This is a genomic window from Diaphorobacter sp. B2A2W2 (assembly GCF_056730635.1).
Window position 1 is genome coordinate 96,946 of sequence record NZ_JBWZOR010000009.1, and the last position, 16,365, is coordinate 113,310.

General features: G+C 64.9%; 16 protein-coding genes. 11 read left to right on the forward strand and 5 right to left on the reverse strand.

The window, feature by feature from the left end:
* The 5 genes from rbfA to AC1PPL_RS14780 all read left to right on the forward strand — a co-directional run bounded on the left by rbfA (position 1) and on the right by AC1PPL_RS14780 (position 5,383).
* Positions 1-378 (forward strand): 30S ribosome-binding factor RbfA, encoded by a 378-nt coding sequence (gene rbfA, locus AC1PPL_RS14760; protein WP_011805755.1) that lies wholly within the window; start codon positions 1-3, stop codon positions 376-378.
* A complete protein-coding gene (truB, locus tag AC1PPL_RS14765; RefSeq protein ID WP_312129254.1) occupies positions 375-1,376 on the forward strand; it encodes a tRNA pseudouridine(55) synthase TruB in 1,002 nt (333 codons plus the stop codon). Before rbfA ends, truB begins: the two co-directional genes overlap by 4 nt.
* Positions 1,373-3,202, forward strand: a complete 1,830-nt coding sequence (gene typA, locus AC1PPL_RS14770) for a translational GTPase TypA (RefSeq protein ID WP_015912885.1) — start codon at positions 1,373-1,375, stop codon at positions 3,200-3,202. Before truB ends, typA begins: the two co-directional genes overlap by 4 nt.
* A 208-nt stretch (positions 3,203-3,410) precedes the next feature.
* Complete coding sequence (locus AC1PPL_RS14775) at positions 3,411-4,295, forward strand: DMT family transporter (protein ID WP_312791645.1); 885 nt, start codon at positions 3,411-3,413, stop codon at positions 4,293-4,295.
* Positions 4,292-5,383 carry an enoyl-CoA hydratase/isomerase family protein gene (locus AC1PPL_RS14780; RefSeq protein WP_123676527.1) on the forward strand — a complete coding sequence of 364 codons (1,092 nt, stop codon included), beginning with the start codon at positions 4,292-4,294 and terminating at the stop codon, positions 5,381-5,383. Before AC1PPL_RS14775 ends, AC1PPL_RS14780 begins: the two co-directional genes overlap by 4 nt.
* Here the strand turns inward: AC1PPL_RS14780 and AC1PPL_RS14785 are convergent.
* The 4 genes from AC1PPL_RS14785 to smpB form a co-directional block, all read right to left on the reverse strand.
* Complete coding sequence (locus tag AC1PPL_RS14785; RefSeq protein ID WP_011805750.1) at positions 5,334-6,173, reverse strand: anti-sigma factor family protein; 840 nt, start codon at positions 6,171-6,173, stop codon at positions 5,334-5,336. The genes AC1PPL_RS14780 and AC1PPL_RS14785 overlap by 50 nt on opposite strands.
* Positions 6,174-6,203: 30 nt before the next feature.
* Positions 6,204-6,719, reverse strand: a complete 516-nt coding sequence (locus tag AC1PPL_RS14790) for an RNA polymerase sigma factor (RefSeq protein WP_479973591.1) — start codon at positions 6,717-6,719, stop codon at positions 6,204-6,206.
* Positions 6,720-6,735: 16 nt separating this feature from the next.
* Positions 6,736-7,101 carry a COG4315 family predicted lipoprotein gene (locus AC1PPL_RS14795; RefSeq protein WP_015912890.1) on the reverse strand — a complete coding sequence of 122 codons (366 nt, stop codon included), beginning with the start codon at positions 7,099-7,101 and terminating at the stop codon, positions 6,736-6,738.
* Positions 7,102-7,199: 98 nt separating this feature from the next.
* Complete coding sequence (smpB, locus tag AC1PPL_RS14800) at positions 7,200-7,673, reverse strand: SsrA-binding protein SmpB (RefSeq protein ID WP_011805747.1); 474 nt, start codon at positions 7,671-7,673, stop codon at positions 7,200-7,202.
* 114 nt (positions 7,674-7,787) lie between these two features.
* Between smpB and AC1PPL_RS14805 the strand changes: the two genes are divergently transcribed.
* Positions 7,788-8,228, forward strand: a complete 441-nt coding sequence (locus tag AC1PPL_RS14805) for a type II toxin-antitoxin system RatA family toxin (RefSeq protein ID WP_011805746.1) — start codon at positions 7,788-7,790, stop codon at positions 8,226-8,228.
* A complete protein-coding gene (locus AC1PPL_RS14810; RefSeq protein ID WP_312305561.1) occupies positions 8,221-8,565 on the forward strand; it encodes an RnfH family protein in 345 nt (114 codons plus the stop codon). The genes AC1PPL_RS14805 and AC1PPL_RS14810 overlap by 8 nt, the downstream gene beginning before the upstream one ends.
* A gap of 85 nt (positions 8,566-8,650) precedes the next feature.
* Here AC1PPL_RS14810 and AC1PPL_RS14815 read toward each other — a convergent pair whose 3' ends face one another.
* Positions 8,651-9,148 (reverse strand): DUF4124 domain-containing protein, encoded by a 498-nt coding sequence (locus tag AC1PPL_RS14815; protein ID WP_041836325.1) that lies wholly within the window; start codon positions 9,146-9,148, stop codon positions 8,651-8,653.
* Positions 9,149-9,253: 105 nt separating this feature from the next.
* Between AC1PPL_RS14815 and guaB the strand changes: the two genes are divergently transcribed.
* The 4 genes from guaB to AC1PPL_RS14835 all read left to right on the forward strand — a co-directional run bounded on the left by guaB (position 9,254) and on the right by AC1PPL_RS14835 (position 16,353).
* A complete protein-coding gene (guaB, locus tag AC1PPL_RS14820; RefSeq protein WP_011805743.1) occupies positions 9,254-10,729 on the forward strand; it encodes an IMP dehydrogenase in 1,476 nt (491 codons plus the stop codon).
* Between the two features lie 77 nt (positions 10,730-10,806).
* A complete protein-coding gene (guaA, locus tag AC1PPL_RS14825; RefSeq protein WP_479973592.1) occupies positions 10,807-12,423 on the forward strand; it encodes a glutamine-hydrolyzing GMP synthase in 1,617 nt (538 codons plus the stop codon).
* A gap of 226 nt (positions 12,424-12,649) precedes the next feature.
* Positions 12,650-14,056, forward strand: coding sequence for a tyrosine-type recombinase/integrase (locus tag AC1PPL_RS14830; RefSeq protein ID WP_479973593.1), 1,407 nt, complete (start codon positions 12,650-12,652; stop codon positions 14,054-14,056).
* Positions 14,057-14,148: 92 nt separating this feature from the next.
* Positions 14,149-16,353 carry a PhoX family protein gene (locus AC1PPL_RS14835; RefSeq protein ID WP_479973594.1) on the forward strand — a complete coding sequence of 735 codons (2,205 nt, stop codon included), beginning with the start codon at positions 14,149-14,151 and terminating at the stop codon, positions 16,351-16,353.
* Positions 16,354-16,365 lie beyond the last annotated feature (12 nt).

The window sequence follows — 16,365 nt, forward strand, 5'->3', positions numbered from 1 at the left end:
ATGGCTGCCAAGAAATCATCTTCCCCCAACCGCGGCTTCAAGGTCGCGGATCAGATCCAGCGCGACCTCACCGAGCTGATCCGCGATCTCAAGGATCCGCGGATCGGCATGGTGACGCTGCAAGGGGTCGAGGTGACGCCGGACTATGCGCACGCCAAGGTGTTCTTCAGTGTGCTCATCGGTGATGGTGAGGCCTCCGAGGAGGCCTTGAACCAGGCGGCAGGCTTTCTACGTAACGGCCTGTTCAAGCGCCTGCACATCCACACCGTGCCCACGCTGCACTTCGTGTACGACCGCACCACCGAGAAGGCGGCTGACATGAATGCGCTGATCGCGCGCGCGGTGGCCTCTCGTTCCAAAGACGACGACGCAGCATGACCGAACGCGCTCCCCGCATCCGGGTGCAGCGGCGCCCGGTGCACGGAGTGCTGCTGCTCGACAAACCCCTGGGCCTGTCCAGCAATGACGCCTTGCAGAAGGTGAAGTGGCTGCTACGCGCCGAGAAGGCTGGCCACACGGGCACGCTGGACCCGCTGGCCAGTGGCGTGCTGCCGCTGTGCTTTGGTGCCGCCACCAAGTTCAGCCAGTTGCAGCTGGAAGCGCCCAAGGCCTATGAAGCCGTCGCACTGTTGGGTACCACCACAAGCACTGGTGACGCCGAGGGTCAGGTGCTGGCGCAGTGCGCGGTCGATCCGGCCATGCTCACGCCCGAGCGGTTGGCGGCGGTACAGGCGCAGTTCACCGGCCCCATCCGCCAGGTGCCGCCCATGCACAGCGCGCTCAAGAAAGACGGCAAGGCGCTGTACGAGTACGCGCGTGCCGGCATTGCCGTGGAGCGCGAGGCGCGTGATGTCACGATCCATGCATTGAAACTGGCGCTAACGCATACGGAGCAAGCGCAACCAGCTATTAAAATAGTAGTAACCTGCAGCAAAGGTACCTACATCCGCACCTTGGGCGAAGACATCGGCCAGGCGCTGGGCTGCGGCGCGCATCTCACGTTCCTGCGCCGTACCGACACGGGCGGTATCGGCGTGGAGCGTTGCGTGACACTGGAGGCGTTGCAGGCCATGGACGAGGATGCGCGCATGGCCTGCGTGCACCCGGTGGAGACCTTGCTGGCGCAGCACACGGTTGTCACGCTGGACGATGACAATGCCGGGCGTTTCCTCTCGGGCATGCGCCGGCGCGGCCCCTGGCCCGACGCGCCCGCCGTGGCCGTGTTCGGGGCGTGCCCGCGCGTGCTGCTGGGGGTCGGGCATGTGCGGGGAGGAGAGCTGATTCCAGACCGGCTGCTCAGCCCCCTTGAAATTCAACAGATTCTGGAGAGCTCGCCGCGGGCTGAACGCGGCACATTGGAAGCAACTACGCTATGAGCAAACAAATCCGCAACATCGCCATCATCGCCCACGTCGACCATGGCAAGACCACGATGGTGGACCAACTGCTGCGCCAGTCCGGCACCTTCGCCGAGCACGAGAAGGTCGTGGACACCGTGATGGACAGCAACGCCATCGAGCGCGAGCGCGGCATCACCATCCTGGCGAAGAACTGCGCCGTGAGCTGGAACGGCACGCACATCAACATCCTGGACACGCCTGGCCACGCGGACTTCGGCGGCGAGGTGGAGCGTGCCCTGTCGATGGTGGACGGTGTGGTGCTGCTGATCGATGCGCAGGAGGGCCCCATGCCCCAGACGCGCTTCGTGACCAAGAAGGCGCTGGCGCTGGGCCTCAAGCCCATCGTGGTGGTCAACAAGGTGGACAAGCCCGGCGCGCGCCCCGACTACGTGGTGAACGCCGCTTTCGACCTGTTCGACAAGCTGGGCGCCACCGACGAGCAACTGGACTTCCCCGTGGTCTACGCCTCGGGCATCAACGGCTGGAGCGCGCTGGAACAGGGCAACCCCGGTGAGCAGTGGGGCCCCGACATGTCGGCGCTGTTTGAGACCATCCTCAAGCATGTGCCGTCCGTGAAGGGCGACGCCACGGCGCCGCTGCAGATGCAGGTTTCGGCGCTGGACTATTCCACGTTCGTCGGCCGTATCGGTGTGGGCCGTATCACTCAGGGTACGCTCAAGGCCGGGCAGGATGTGCTGGTCATGGCAGGGCCGGATGGCGCCAGCTACAAGGGCCGCGTGAACCAGATCCACCAGTTCCAAGGCCTGGACCGCGTGCAGGTGACCGAAGCCGGCCCCAGCGAGATCGTGCTCATCAACGGCATCGAGAACGTGGGTATCGGCGAGACCCTCACCGACCCCGCCAACCCCCAGCCGCTGCCCATGCTGAAGATCGACGAGCCCACGCTGACGATGAACTTCTGCGTGAACACCTCGCCGCTGGCGGGCCGTGAAGGCAAGTTCGTGACCAGCCGCCAGATCTGGGACCGTCTGCAGAAGGAGCTGCGTTCCAACGTGGCCCTGCGCGTCAAGGAAACCGACGAGGACGGCATCTTCGAGGTGTCCGGCCGCGGCGAACTGCACCTGACCATCCTGCTGGAAGAAATGCGCCGTGAAGGCTACGAGCTGGCCGTCTCCAAGCCGCGTGTGGTGTACCGCGACATCGACGGCGAGCGCTGCGAGCCTATCGAACTGGTGACCGCTGATATCGAGGAAGGCCACCAAGGCGGTGTGATGCAGGCCCTCGGCGAGCGCAAGGGTGAACTGGTGAACATGGAGCCCGACGGCCGTGGCCGCGTGCGCCTGGAGTACCGCATCCCGGCCCGTGGCCTGATCGGTTTCACCAACGAGTTCCTGAACCTGACGCGCGGCTCGGGCCTCATCAGCAACATCTTCGACAGCTATGAGCCGCATAAGGGCGACATTGGCGGCCGCAAGAACGGCGTGCTGATTTCCATGGACGATGGTGAAATTTTTACCTACGCCCTGGGCAAGCTCGACGACCGTGGCCGCATGTTCGTGAAGGCAGGCGACCCGGTGTACGAAGGCATGATCGTCGGCGTGCACAACCGCGACAACGACCTGGTGGTGAACGCCACGCGTACCAAGCAGCTCACCAACTTCCGCGTGAGCGGCAAGGAAGACGCGATCAAGATCACGCCCCCGATCGACCTTACGCTGGAGTACGGTGTGGAGTTCATCGAGGACGATGAACTGGTGGAGATCACGCCCAAGAGCATTCGCCTGCGCAAGCGCCACCTCAAGGAGCACGAGCGCAAGCGCGCCAGCCGCGAAGGCGCGTGATCGGCAAGGCCTGTTCTGCCTGAACCGGCTTGGCTGCGGCAGCCAAGGCGCTGCGAGCCGACGAAGGGTGAGCCCATCCGCAAGGAGGGTTCGCCCTTCGCGCATCTGAGGCAGCGCGGTATGGCGCCAGCCGCTACCATGCGGGGCTCACGGCATGCGTGGGTAGCACATGCCGACGACACAAGAAATCCACAGGGAGGAGACAGCGATGACCGCGAATGCCTTGCCCGGCCACGCGCGGGCGGTCTGGCTGATGGTGGCCGTCACCTTCATGTGGTCCATCGCGGGCGTCGTCACGCGCCATCTGGACCAGGCGCGCAGCTTTGAAGTGACCTTCTGGCGCAGCTTTTTCATGCTGCTGTCGCTGTGCGTGATCCTGCCGGTGCTGCAGGGCAGGGCGTTGCTGGCCAATCTGCGGCGCGGGGGGCGGGCGGTGTGGATCTCTGGAGTGTGCTGGAGCGTGATGTTCACGGCCTTCATGATCGCCATATTGCTCATCCCCGTGGCCAGCGTATTGGTCACCATGGCCATCGGACCGCTGCTCACGGCATTGCTGGCGCGCGCCTTCATTGGCCACCACATCGCGCCGCGCACCTGGTGCGCGATTGCATTGGCGGGCGCAGGCATCGGGTGGATGTATGGCTCGGGCATCTCCGGCCTGTCCGTGGTGGGCGTGCTTGTTGCCTTGTGCGTGCCGGTCGCGGCGGCCGTGAACTGGGTGGTGGTGCAGCACTCGCAGCGCCAGGGCCATGCGGTGGACCTGGTGCCCGCGGTGCTGGTGGGCGCTGCGCTGTCGGCCCTCGCGACGCTGCCGCTCGCCTGGCCGTTCCAGGCCACGGCGCGTGATTTGTCCCTTCTGGCCCTGCTGGGTCTGGTCCAATTGGCGATCCCCTGCGTGCTGGTGGTGTACTGCGCGCGCGTGCTCAAGGCGCCTGAGATTGCGCTGCTGGGCCTGCTGGAAGTGATCTTTGGCATTCTGCTGGCCTGGGTGGGCGCTGGAGAGCGCCCAGCCCCGGCCGTGCTGATGGGAGGCGCGCTGGTGATCGGCGCGCTCGTTTTCAATGAACTGCTTGGATGGAAGGAACAACAATGACGGAGATGACGGCGGAAGTCGTGACCGAGGTGCGCGGCCAGGTGGGCTGCATCACGCTGAACCGCCCGAAGGCGCTGAATGCCTTGTCGCTGGGCATGGTGCGCGACCTGATGGCGGCGCTGCTGGCCTGGCAGCATGACGACAAGGTATTGGCCGTGGCGATCCGCGGCAACGGCCGCGAAGGGCCCTTCGGCGCCTTCTGCGCGGGCGGCGACATCCGCTTCTTGCACGCCGCGGGCAGCACGGGCAATCCGCAACTGGAGGACTTCTTCACCGAGGAATACGCCCTCAACCACCTGATCCACACCTTCGGCAAGCCCTACATCGCCTTCATGGACGGCATCGTCATGGGGGGCGGCATGGGCATCAGCCAGGGCGGCACGCTGCGCATCGTGACCGAGCGCACCAAGATGGCCATGCCGGAGACGGCGATCGGCCTGTTCCCCGATGTGGGCGGCGGCTACTTCCTCTCGCGCTGCCCTGGCCGCGTGGGCGAGTGGCTGGCACTGACGGGCGACGCCATCGGCGCAGCCGATGCCATTGACTTCGGCCTGGCGGACGGCTTCCTGCCGGCGGACCAGCAAGCGGCGGTGTGGGACGGTCTGGCGTTGCAGACGTTTGCCGACGGCGCTGCCGTGCAGCAGTGGGTTGCATCAAAATTTGTAGCTGCTGGCGCTTGCGCTGTAAGCGCTAGAGGCCAAATTGATCACTACTTCGCGTTGGATGATGCGGCGGCCATCGTGGCTGCGCTGGAGCAGTCTGACGACGAGTGGGCACGCGCCACGGCTGCCACGTTGCGCAAGCGCTCTCCACTGATGCTGCATGTCGTGCTGGAGCAGGTCCGCCGTGCGCGCAGCATGGGTCTGGCCGACGACTTGCGCATGGAACGCGACATGGTGCGGCATTGCTTCTACCTGCGTCCCGGCCAGAGCGAGACGGTGGAGGGCATTCGCGCCCTGGCGGTGGACAAGGACCACAGCCCGCGCTGGAGCCCCGCGCGCGTGGAGGATGTGGAGCCGGCGCTGGTGCAATCGTTCTTCAAGAGCCCTTGGCCGGCGCACGCGCACCCGCTGGCGGCGCTGCGCTGATCTGCTGGTACACCGCCGTGGCCAGCGCCTGCAGCGTGGGCCGCGGCAGTTCGCCGCTGAGGGCGTAGCCAAAACCCTGGTCCACCCAGTAGAAACTGGACACGGTCCCTTCGTCGTGGAACTGGAACGCGGTGGTCGGTGCCGCCGCAGCCTGTAGGCCGTCGAGTGCGCCCAGGTACAGCGTGATTCGCGCGCCCGCGGCGTTCTGGTACATGAATTGCGCGCGCGCCCCGCTGCCGCCGGGCAGCAGGCGCCCGCCCATCAATTCGAACCCCTCGGCCTGCAGCCGCGGCACGGTGAGCGGGCGCGCCAGCCGCTTGGACAGCCACTGCACCAGGTGGTCCTGCTGCGCGGCCGCCACTTCCACAGGATGGCGCTGTTCGGGTTGGTAGACCGCGTGCGCCACGGCAGCCTGCTGCACGAACCGTTGCGGGGGGGCCGTGGCCAGTGTGGTTTGTTTGCCGTCCGTCGCATGCAGGCTCCAGCCTAGCCCGAACGCCAGCACCCAGCCCGCGGCAAAGCCGCCCCAACGGGCCCAGTGCTGTTGCGTGTCGTGTGCGTCTTGCAGGCGCTCTGCCGCCTGTACCAGCACATTGGGCACAGGCTGCCGCAACCAGTCAGCGTGCAGGGTCTGCAGCTGCGCACGCTGTTGCGCCCACGCTTCGGCACGCTGCCTCTGCGAGGAGTCCATGCGGGAGTGCAGCGACTCTGCCTGGGCGCGCGGCAGCCGGTCGTCCGCCAAAGCATGCAGATGCGTCTCGTCCGAAGGGCTGAAAGGGTCGGGCTTCATGGCGGGCTCACTACGGGCGGAAAGGGCGCTTCATTTCATGCGGCGCAAGGCAGTCGGGGTGGATGACGGCTGGGCGTGGACTGAGGGCTCCATCAATTCGCGCATGCGTGCGCGAGCGCGGGACAACCGCGACATCACCGTGCCTTCCGGTATACCCAGCACACGCGCCACGTCGGCATAGGCCATGTCTTCCAGTGTCACCAGGAGCAGCACGGCCCGTTGATCGGCGGGCAGGCGTTGCAGGCAGCGGTCCAGGTCCATGGCTGTTTCGTGGGAGGCGTCAGGCGCGTCCGCGATGGCCGCCAGGGCATCCACATCCATCGCCTGCACGGGCACCAGGCCGCGGCGCTGGTTGAGGTACAGGTTGTGCATCAGCGTGAAAAGCCAGGCGCGGAGATTGCTGCCACCGCGCCACAGCAGCCACTTGCGGCAGGCGCGCTCCAGCGTGTCCTGCACCAGATCGTCGGCTGCCCATGCGTCGCCGGTGAGCGCGCGCGCATAGCGGCGCAACCCCGGCAGTTGCTCCACGATCTGGACGCGGTTCATGGACGCATTGTGGGGCTCATGGCTTGGCGGTGCGCCACAGGTTGTTCACGCCGTCCCCCGTCTTGTCGCCGGGCTTGCCGTCCTTGATCCAGTAGTACAGCGGCTTGCCCTTGTAGGCCACCTGCTTGCTGCCGTCGGCGCGCTGGATCAGACTGTAGCCTTCACCCGCGGGGGCGCTGGTGGCGGTCAGGGGTGGCCAGTTGGTGGCGCAGGCGCCGTTGCAGGCCGACTGGCCATCGCCCGCTACGTCCTTGTCGAAGGTGTAGAGCGTCATGCCGTTCGGGCCGACGAGCACGCCGTCCTGGGTGCTGACTTGCGCGGGCGCGAGGGAATAACAGCCGGCGAGTGCCAGCGCGGCGAGCAGGGAACTGAGCTTGGTCATGGTGTTCTCCGGAAGGGTGCCGGCCACAGGAATTGTGGCCGGACGCTGGCATGAACACCGGGGGCGGTGCGTTTATTCCACCCTCCGCCAAAAAAAGATCAGCGGTGGCGGCTCTTCATGACGCGTTCCACCTCGCGCTTGCCTTCGCGCTCCTTGATGGTGTCGCGCTTGTCGTGCTCGGCCTTGCCCTTGGCCAAGGCAATCTCGCACTTGGCGCGGCCGTCTTTCCAGTGGAGATTCAGCGGCACCAGGGTGTAGCCTTTTTGCTCGACCTTGCCGATCAGGCGCCGGATCTCGTCCTTGTGCATCAGCAGCTTCTTGATGCGCGCCGCGTCGGGGCTGACGTGCGTGGACGCGGTCTTGAGCGGGTTGATCTGGCAGCCGATGAGAAACAGTTCGCCATCTTTGATGATCACGTAGCCGTCGGTAAGCTGCACCTTGCCCTCGCGCAGTGCCTTGACCTCCCAGCCGTGCAGCACCAGCCCCGCCTCGTAGCGCTCTTCAAAGAAATAGTTGTATGCCGCCTTCTTGTTGTCGGCGATGCGGGACGATGTGTCAGGTTTCTTGGCCATGGTGAATAGATGCGGCGCAAACCGGGAGATCAAGGGTCTCCCTACAATTGTTGTCGTCTCGCACCATCGATTCTAGGCCGGCTGTGCCACCAGGCCCATCCAGCCTTCGCCTGCATGAAAACTGTCAACAAGTCCGTCCTCATCTGGTACAGCCCCGAAGAAATGTTCGCCCTCGTGACGGACGTGGCCAAGTATCCGCAGTTCCTGCCGTGGTGCGACCACGCCACCGTCCTGGAAACCCATGCAAATGGCATGAAGGCGGAAGTGGGCATTGCGTTGGGCGGCATACGCAAGTCGTTTGTCACGCGCAATACGCATGAGCCCGGGCGCCGCGTCAAGATGGAGCTGGTGGAGGGCCCCTTTTCACAGCTCGACGGCGACTGGCACTTTCATCCTGTGGGGGACGGTACGCAGCGCGCATGCAAGGTCGAACTCCAGCTGAGCTACGGCTTTGACAACCGGGCATTGGCGGCGTTGGTCGGCCCCGTGTTTGACCGCATCGCCGCCACGTTCATCGATGCCTTCATCAAACGGGCCGAGCAGGTTTATGGCTGAAACCTTGCCCCCGCCGGGGCGGCTGCGCATCGCGGTGGCCATCTCGCGGCAACCGGGCGATGTGCACGAGTGGGTGCTACTGCTTCCGGCCGGTGCTACGGTGGCCGATGCTCTGTGCGCCTGCGGACTGGATGCGCAGGCTGAGGGGCTTGTCTGGGGCATTTGGGGCAGGGAAGGCAGACTGGACGACCTGCTGCACGATGGTGACCGCGTGGAAGGTTGCCGCCCCTTGCGGGTTGACCCGAAGCTGGCGCGCCGCCAGCGCTTTGCGCGCCAGGGCGCTCGTGCGGCGGGATTGTTCGCCAAACGCCGGCCGGGGGCCAAGTCCGGTTATTGAGAGTGCTTCCCAGCATGCGCTGAAAACAAAACGGCCGCCTCATCCATGCGGAAGGGCGGCCGGTGGCGCGTTTATGGGGTAGCTGCTACTTGCAGTCGGAAGCGATGGTCGCTTCCGCTCGGCGTAATTCTGCTGCGCGGGTTGCGTCGTCCATGAAACCCCGCTCCCCCTTGGCATTGACATTGCTCACCAACTGGCCGGGCGCCAATTGCTCCTTTGCGCGTTTGGCGCGCGCGCAGTTGTCGGCACGGGCCTTGGCCACGCGGTCCTCCTCAGCCTTCTTCTTGGCGGCTTCGGCGGCGTCAGCCTTGGCCTTGTTCTCCTCCAGCTGCTTGTCCTTGCCGCTGGCAGGCGCTGCGGCTTCGGATGCGGGAGCCGACGCTGGCGATGCGGGCGCTGCCATCGCGGTACGCGGCAGGGCGCGCTGCGGTTGCTTGAGAATGCTCTTGTCAGGAATGTCCTGTGGCGGTGGGCGGTCGCTGAACACCTTGCGCCCATCCTTGTCCACCCATTGCCATTGGGCCGATGCGCCCATGGCCCAGGAGCAGCCCAGCGCCAGCAGAAGAAGCTTGTGCGGTTTCATGCGGGCGAGTGTAGCGGTGAGCGGCTGCACCCACCAAGGGGCGTTCACGCGGGGTGTGTGCGATTTGTCGCGCGGCGGGTACAATCCTTTTTTTGGAGCTTTCACATGCGCCTTCTTGGAAAAGCGCTCACCTTCGACGATGTGTTGTTGGTGCCGGCGTACTCCCAGGTCCTGCCCAAGGACACCTCCCTCGTCACGCGCTTTACGCGCAACATCACCCTGAACCTCCCCCTCGTGTCCGCCGCCATGGACACCGTGACCGAAGCGCGTCTGGCCATCGCCATTGCGCAAGAAGGGGGGATTGGCGTCATCCACAAGAACATGACGGCCGAGCAGCAGGCGGCCGAGGTGTCAAAGGTCAAGCGGCATGAGTCCGGCGTGGTGCACGATCCCGTGGTCATCACACCCGAACACACGGTGCTGCAGGTGCTGGAACTGTCCGAGAACCTGGGCATCTCGGGCTTCCCGGTCTGTGATGGTGGCAAGGTGGTGGGCATCGTCACCAGCCGCGACGTGCGCTTCGAGACGCGCTACGACGTCAAGGTGCGTGAGATCATGACGCCGCGCGAAAAGCTGATCACCGTCAACGAAAAAGACGGCACCACCCCGGCGCAGGCCAAGGCACTGCTCAACCGCCACAAGCTGGAGCGCCTGCTGGTGGTGAACGACGCCTTTGAGCTCAAGGGTCTCATCACGGTCAAGGACATCAACAAGCAGACCACGTTCCCCAACGCCGCGCGCGATGCGGCAGGCCGCCTGCGCGTGGCCGCTGCCGTGGGCGTCGGCGCGGGCACCGAAGAGCGCGTGGCGTTGCTGGTCAAGGCCGGTGTGGATGCCATCGTGGTGGATACAGCCCATGGCCACAGCAAAGGCGTGATCGACCGCGTGCGCTGGGTCAAACAGAACTACCCGCAGGTGGACGTGATCGGCGGCAACATCGCCACCGGCGCTGCCGCGCTGGCCCTGGCCGAGGCAGGCGCCGATGCGGTCAAGGTGGGCATCGGTCCCGGCTCCATCTGCACCACACGCATCGTGGCTGGCGTGGGTGTGCCCCAGATCATGGCCATCGACAGCGTCGCCACCGCGCTTCAGGGCACAGGTGTGCCGCTGATCGCCGATGGCGGCATCCGCTTCTCGGGGGATATTGCCAAGGCGCTGGCCGCGGGCGCGTCGACCATCATGATGGGCGGCATGTTCGCTGGCACCGAAGAAGCGCCGGGCGAAGTCATCCTGTACCAGGGCCGCTCCTACAAAAGCTACCGTGGCATGGGCTCGATCGGCGCCATGCAGCAGGGCTCGGCCGACCGCTACTTCCAGGAAGCCACCACGGGCAATCCCAACGCTGACAAGCTGGTGCCCGAAGGCATCGAAGGCCGCGTGCCCTACAAGGGCTCCATGGTGTCCATCGTGTTCCAGATGGCCGGCGGCGTGCGTGCGGCCATGGGCTACTGTGGTTGCGCAACCATCGAAGAGATGAACAACAAGGCCGAATTCGTAGAGATCACGGCGGCTGGCATCCGCGAGTCGCATGTACACGACGTGCAGATCACCAAGGAAGCCCCCAACTACCGGGCGGACTGAGTTTTCGCCATTCCGCAGGCCCGAACCCGTCTCCAGGTGTTCGGGCCTTTTGTCTTTTACCGACCCTGTCGCTCTCCATGCAACACGACAAGATCCTCATCCTCGACTTCGGCTCCCAGGTCACCCAACTCATCGCGCGCCGCGTGCGCGAGACGCATGTCTACTGCGAGGTCCACCCCTGCGACGTGAGCAGCGACTGGGTGCGCCAGTTCGCAGCAGACGGCAAGCTCAAGGGTGTGATCCTGTCGGGCAGCCACGCCAGCGTCTACGAAGTGGACGACCGCGCCCCTGACGCCGTGTTCGAGTTGGGCGTGCCCGTGTTGGGTATCTGCTACGGTATGCAGACCATGGCCGCGCAACTGGGCGGCAAGGTCGAGGGCTCGCACAGCCGCGAGTTCGGCTATGCCGAAGTCCGCGCCCATGGCCATACCGCGCTGCTCAAGGGCATCGAGGATTTCTCCACACCCGAGGGCCACGGCATGCTGAAGGTGTGGATGAGCCACGGCGACAAGGTCACCGAGCTGCCTCCCGGTTTCAAGCTGATGTGCTCCACCGGCAGCTGCCCCATTGCCGGCATGGCGGACGAAACGCGGCGCTTCTACGCCGTGCAATTCCACCCCGAGGTCACGCACACCGTGCAGGGCGCCGCGCTGCTCAACCGCTTCGTGCGTGAGATCTGTGGCGCCCAGGCGGACTGGGTCATGCGCGACCACATCGAGGAAGCCGTGCAGAAGATCCGCGAGCACGTGGGCGACGAGGAAGTGATCCTGGGCCTGTCTGGCGGTGTGGATTCGTCGGTGGCTGCGGCCCTGATCCACCGTGCGATTGGCGACCAGCTTACCTGCGTGTTCGTGGACCACGGCCTGCTGCGCCTCAACGAAGGCGATATGGTCATGGACATGTTCGCAGGCAAGCTGCACGCGAAGGTGGTGCGCGTGGATGCCTCGGACCTGTTCCTGGGTGAGCTGGCCGGTGTGTCCGAGCCCGAGCAAAAGCGCAAGATCATCGGCCGCCTCTTCGTGGACGTGTTCAAGGCCGAAGCCGAAAAGCTCAAGGCCAGCGGCCAGGGCCACAAGGGCGCGACCTTCCTGGCGCAAGGCACCATCTACCCCGACGTGATCGAGTCCGGCGGTGCCAAGAGCAAGAAGGCCGTCACCATCAAGAGCCACCACAACGTGGGCGGGCTGCCCGAGCAACTCGGCCTCAAACTGCTGGAGCCGCTGCGCGACCTGTTCAAGGACGAGGTGCGTGAGCTCGGCGTGGCCCTGGGATTGCCGCGCGAAATGGTCTACCGCCATCCGTTCCCTGGCCCGGGCCTGGGCGTGCGCATTCTGGGCGAGGTGAAGAAGGAATATGCCGACCTGCTGCGCCGCGCCGATGCCATCTTCATCGAAGAGCTGCGCAACTTCACCGACGAAGCCACGGGCAAGACCTGGTACGACCTCACCAGCCAGGCCTTCACCGTGTTCCTGCCCGTCAAGAGCGTGGGCGTGATGGGCGATGGCCGCACCTACGACTATGTGGTGGCACTGCGCGCGGTGCAGACCAGCGACTTCATGACAGCCGACTGGGCGGAGTTGCCCTACGCGCTGTTGAAGAAGGTCTCCAGCCGCATCATCAATGAGGTGCGCGGCATCAACCGCGTGACCTACGACGTGTCGAGCAAGCCGCCTGCCACCATCGAGTGGGAATGAGTCAAGATCGTCCCAAGGTGTTTCGGAACATCCCAGGAAAACCCGATTTTGCTGTGGGGACAAGGACTTAGCGTCCCACGGCGTCCCATCGAATCCCAGTGCGTCCCAGGCGTTCTGACGGTTGACCTGACGGTATCCGGCCGCCTAAGCTGGCAGGCCTGCAGTGATACCGTCAGACCCCATGACGGTATTTCGGTCCTGCGACAAGCAACGGATCGGAGATCTCATGGACACCTTGATGGAACGGGCGCGGGTCGGGCTGGTGAGCGCGAGAACACGCCACGGATTGACGGAAGCCAAACTGCGAGAACTGCTGCCGGGTGAGCGGGCCTACAAGGTCAGCGACGGAGGCAACGGTCTGTACGTCGTCGTCTCGCCCAGTGGCAGCAGGTCCTTCCGGTACGACTACCGATTGAGCGGCCGACGCGAGACGCTGACCATCGGGCGCCATGAACCGGTTGCCCGCCATGCCCAGCGATCTCACCTGTCCTACGGCATGGACGTGACGCTGGAGGAAGCGCGCCTGCTGCTGGCTCGGGCGCGTGTCGATGTCAGTTCCGGGCGATCACCCGCCCGGGCAAAGGTCGAGCAGCGCAGCGAAGTCGCCGACGCCATGAGCTTCGGGCGCTGGACGACCCGGTATTTTGAATTCAAGTCCGACGCCAAGAGCGGTGCCGAACGCCTGGCCGACAGCACCCTGGCTTTGCGGCGTTCGATCTACGAGCGCATCCTGGCTTGCCCGTTCGGGAAGCTCAATCTTGATGAAATCAAGCCAGTGGCGCTGGGTGAGTTGCTTGACCGCGTCAAGAAGGAGCGAGGCCCAGGTCCGGCCGTACACGCCAGGGAATTGGTGTTGCAGGTCTACCGGTTTGCCAATGGCAAAGGCGTCGATATCGCCAATCCGGCAGAAGCACTTGCACGCAAGGCCTACGCCACGTTTGTCCCGCGCGAGCGCAACCTGAACCGGCATGAAATCAAGACCTTGCTCGATGGCCTGGAGATGACCGGCACCGCGCCGACACTTCGGCTGGCCGTCAGGTTCTTGCTGCTGACGGGTGTGCGAAAAGGTGAGTTCATCGGTGCGACCTGGGCGGAAGTGGACTGGGAACGGGCACAGTGGCTGATCCCAGCCGAGAGGATGAAGGCAGGCAAGCCACACACGGTGTACCTGGCAGAGCAGGCCCTGGACATCCTGACGACGCTTCGAACCTGTTTCCCGTCGAGCAGCTTTCTCCATCCGAGCCGCTACGACTCTGCCGAGCCAATCAGCCAGGCCACGTTGAACCGGACGATCGCCGCTGCGGTGGACCGGATCAACAAGGATCGAACACCCAGTCAGGAGCTGTTTCTGCCAGTCTCCGTGCACGACCTGCGCCGAACGTTCTCGTCACGCCTCAACGACGCGCTCTTCCCGGAGGCATTGGTGGAGGCCTGCCTGGCCCACCAGAAAAAGGACCAGGTCGCTGCCGCCTACAACCATGCTCGATTGTCCGGGCCTCGACGGGTCCTCATGCAAGTATGGGCGGACATGATGGACTGCTGGATGCGTGGTGAATCCGCACGGGATGTGATCATCATGGGTAAGACGAAGATCGATGCGGCAGCGCACGACGCAGAAGGCATGAACCTGTAGGTGGGAGCAACATCCGACTTTGCGCCTCGTGGCGGCTGGGTTGGACACGCCTTTGCCTCGAAAGCGTCACGAGATTTTCACTGTTGTTGTGGATGCTCAAGGGATTGTTCAACCCTTCAGAGACCATTGTGAAATCACAGACAACACGTCCCAGCGATCTCTTCAACGACGAGAACTCCAACACCAGCGCCAACCCGCACTTTGAAGAGGTGCTGGGCAACCGCCTGAGCCGCCGCAGCCTGTTCCGTGGCGCTGGCCTGACCGCCACCGCGCTGGGCGCCACCGCCGTGACCGGCTGCGCCACCACCGGCAGCGGCGGCAGCGTCGCGTCGGTGGACCGCCTGGGCTTCAAGCCTGTGGCCAAGAGCCTGGCCGACACCGTGGTGGTGCCCGAGGGCTACACCGCCCAGGTGATCTACGCCCTGGGTGACCCGCTGGCCGCCGGTGTGCCGGCCTACAAGAACGACGGCACCGACGCGCAGTTCGAACAACGTGCTGGCGACCACCACGACGGCATGGAATGGTTCGGCCTGGATGCCTCGGGCAAGCCGTCCAATAGCTTCAACAGCCGCGGCATCCTGGGCGTGAACCACGAAGCCACCACCGACGAAAAACTCGCCTCCTTCTTCATTCACGCCAATGGCGGCGCTTCGACCCTGCCCCGCCCCGCGGCTGAAGTGGACAAGGAACTGGCGATCCATGGCCTGTCGTTCGTGGAAGTGCAAACCAGCGGCAAGCAGTGGGCCTACAAGGCCGCTTCCCCCTTCAACCGCCGCATCACCGCCATGACCACCGCGGCCATCCACGGCCCGGCCCGTGGCAGCGAGCACCTGGTCACCAAGTTCAGTCCCGACGCGACCCTGTGCCGCGGCACGCTGAACAACTGCGGCACCGGCAAGACGCCCTGGGGCAGCTTCGTCAGCGGTGAAGAGAACTGGTACGGCTATTTCTCCCGCGATGCCAAGGACGACGATGCCCGCAAGAAGGACAAGCAGGTCCAGGGTCTGGTGCGCTATGGCCGCAAGGCGGGCGCGGCCAGCCGCCACGGCTGGGAAAGCGCGGGTCCTCAGGACCAGTACGTGCGCTGGAACAACAGCGTGCTCGGCGCCAGTGCCAAGGACGACTACCGCAACGAGATGAACACCTTCGGCTATGTGGTCGAGGTGGACGCCTACGACACCGCCGCCCCGATGCGCAAGCGCACCGGCCTGGGCCGTTTCGCCCACGAGAGCGTGGCGTTTGCCAAGCCGGTGGCGGGCCAGCCCATCGTCTGCTACATGGGCGATGACGCGCGCAACGAATACATCTACAAGTTCGTGTCCGCGGCCAAGTGGGATCCGAAGGATGCGCAGCCGGCCAACCGCCTGGCCGCTGGCGACAAGTACCTGGACAAAGGCACCTTGTTCGCCGCCCGCTTCAAGGACGACGGATCTGGCGAGTGGCTGGAACTGTCGATGGACAACCCGAAGATCGCCAACAGCTCCTACTTCGAGTTCAAGAGCGATGCCGACATCGCTGTCTTCACCCGTCTGGCGGCCGATGTCGCTGGCGCCACCAAGATGGACCGCCCCGAGTGGGGTGGCGTGCACCCGCGCACCGGCGAGTTCTACAGCACGCTGACCAACAACAGCAGCCGCACGGCCGACAAGATCGACGCTGCCAACCCCCGTGTCTACACCGACATGAAGGGCAGCAAGGAGCAGAAGGGCAACGTCAACGGCCACATTGTTCGCATGGCCGACGCATCGCCCACCAGCACCGCCTTCAAATGGGACATCTACGTGTTCGGCGCGGAAGCCGGTGCCGACAAGTCCAAAGTCAACCTGTCGAACCTGACGGACGAGAACGACATGTCCTCGCCCGACGGCCTGGTGTTCAGCCCGGCCACCGGCATCTGCTGGATCCAGACCGACGATGGCGCCTACACCGACCAGACCAACTGCATGATGCTGGCCGCCATCCCCGGCAGGCTCGGCGACGGCGGTGCGCGCACGGTGAAACAGGGCGACAGGGAAGTCACCACCTATGTCGGCAAGACACCCACCCCTACGACGCTGGCGCGTTTCCTGGTCGGCCCCAAGGGTTGCGAGATCACCGGCTGGTGCGAGACGCCCGATGGCCGCGCGGTGTTCATCAACATCCAGCACCCCGGCGAGAACACCGCGATGGCCGATGTGAACAACCCGGACAAATACGAGAGCCAGTGGCCCTCCAACGCCGGCTACGGCGCCGGCAAGCGCCCGCGCTCGGCCACCATCGTCATCACCAAAAACGATGGCGGTTTGATCGGCGCATAGAGTTGGTTTGCG

Bases quoted from the DNA above. Each gene is read 5' to 3' on its own strand.
- rbfA (WP_011805755.1), top strand. From the start codon at position 1: ATGGCTGCCAAGAAATCATCTTCCCCCAACCGCGGCTTCAAGGTCGCG.
- truB (WP_312129254.1), top strand. From the start codon at position 375: ATGACCGAACGCGCTCCCCGCATCCGGGTGCAGCGGCGCCCGGTGCAC.
- typA (WP_015912885.1), top strand. From the start codon at position 1,373: ATGAGCAAACAAATCCGCAACATCGCCATCATCGCCCACGTCGACCAT.
- AC1PPL_RS14775 (WP_312791645.1), top strand. From the start codon at position 3,411: ATGACCGCGAATGCCTTGCCCGGCCACGCGCGGGCGGTCTGGCTGATG.
- AC1PPL_RS14780 (WP_123676527.1), top strand. From the start codon at position 4,292: ATGACGGAGATGACGGCGGAAGTCGTGACCGAGGTGCGCGGCCAGGTG.
- AC1PPL_RS14785 (WP_011805750.1), bottom strand. From the start codon at position 6,173: ATGAAGCCCGACCCTTTCAGCCCTTCGGACGAGACGCATCTGCATGCT.
- AC1PPL_RS14790 (WP_479973591.1), bottom strand. From the start codon at position 6,719: ATGAACCGCGTCCAGATCGTGGAGCAACTGCCGGGGTTGCGCCGCTAT.
- AC1PPL_RS14795 (WP_015912890.1), bottom strand. From the start codon at position 7,101: ATGACCAAGCTCAGTTCCCTGCTCGCCGCGCTGGCACTCGCCGGCTGT.
- smpB (WP_011805747.1), bottom strand. From the start codon at position 7,673: ATGGCCAAGAAACCTGACACATCGTCCCGCATCGCCGACAACAAGAAG.
- AC1PPL_RS14805 (WP_011805746.1), top strand. From the start codon at position 7,788: ATGAAAACTGTCAACAAGTCCGTCCTCATCTGGTACAGCCCCGAAGAA.
- AC1PPL_RS14810 (WP_312305561.1), top strand. From the start codon at position 8,221: ATGGCTGAAACCTTGCCCCCGCCGGGGCGGCTGCGCATCGCGGTGGCC.
- AC1PPL_RS14815 (WP_041836325.1), bottom strand. From the start codon at position 9,148: ATGAAACCGCACAAGCTTCTTCTGCTGGCGCTGGGCTGCTCCTGGGCC.
- guaB (WP_011805743.1), top strand. From the start codon at position 9,254: ATGCGCCTTCTTGGAAAAGCGCTCACCTTCGACGATGTGTTGTTGGTG.
- guaA (WP_479973592.1), top strand. From the start codon at position 10,807: ATGCAACACGACAAGATCCTCATCCTCGACTTCGGCTCCCAGGTCACC.
- AC1PPL_RS14830 (WP_479973593.1), top strand. From the start codon at position 12,650: ATGGACACCTTGATGGAACGGGCGCGGGTCGGGCTGGTGAGCGCGAGA.
- AC1PPL_RS14835 (WP_479973594.1), top strand. From the start codon at position 14,149: ATGCTCAAGGGATTGTTCAACCCTTCAGAGACCATTGTGAAATCACAG.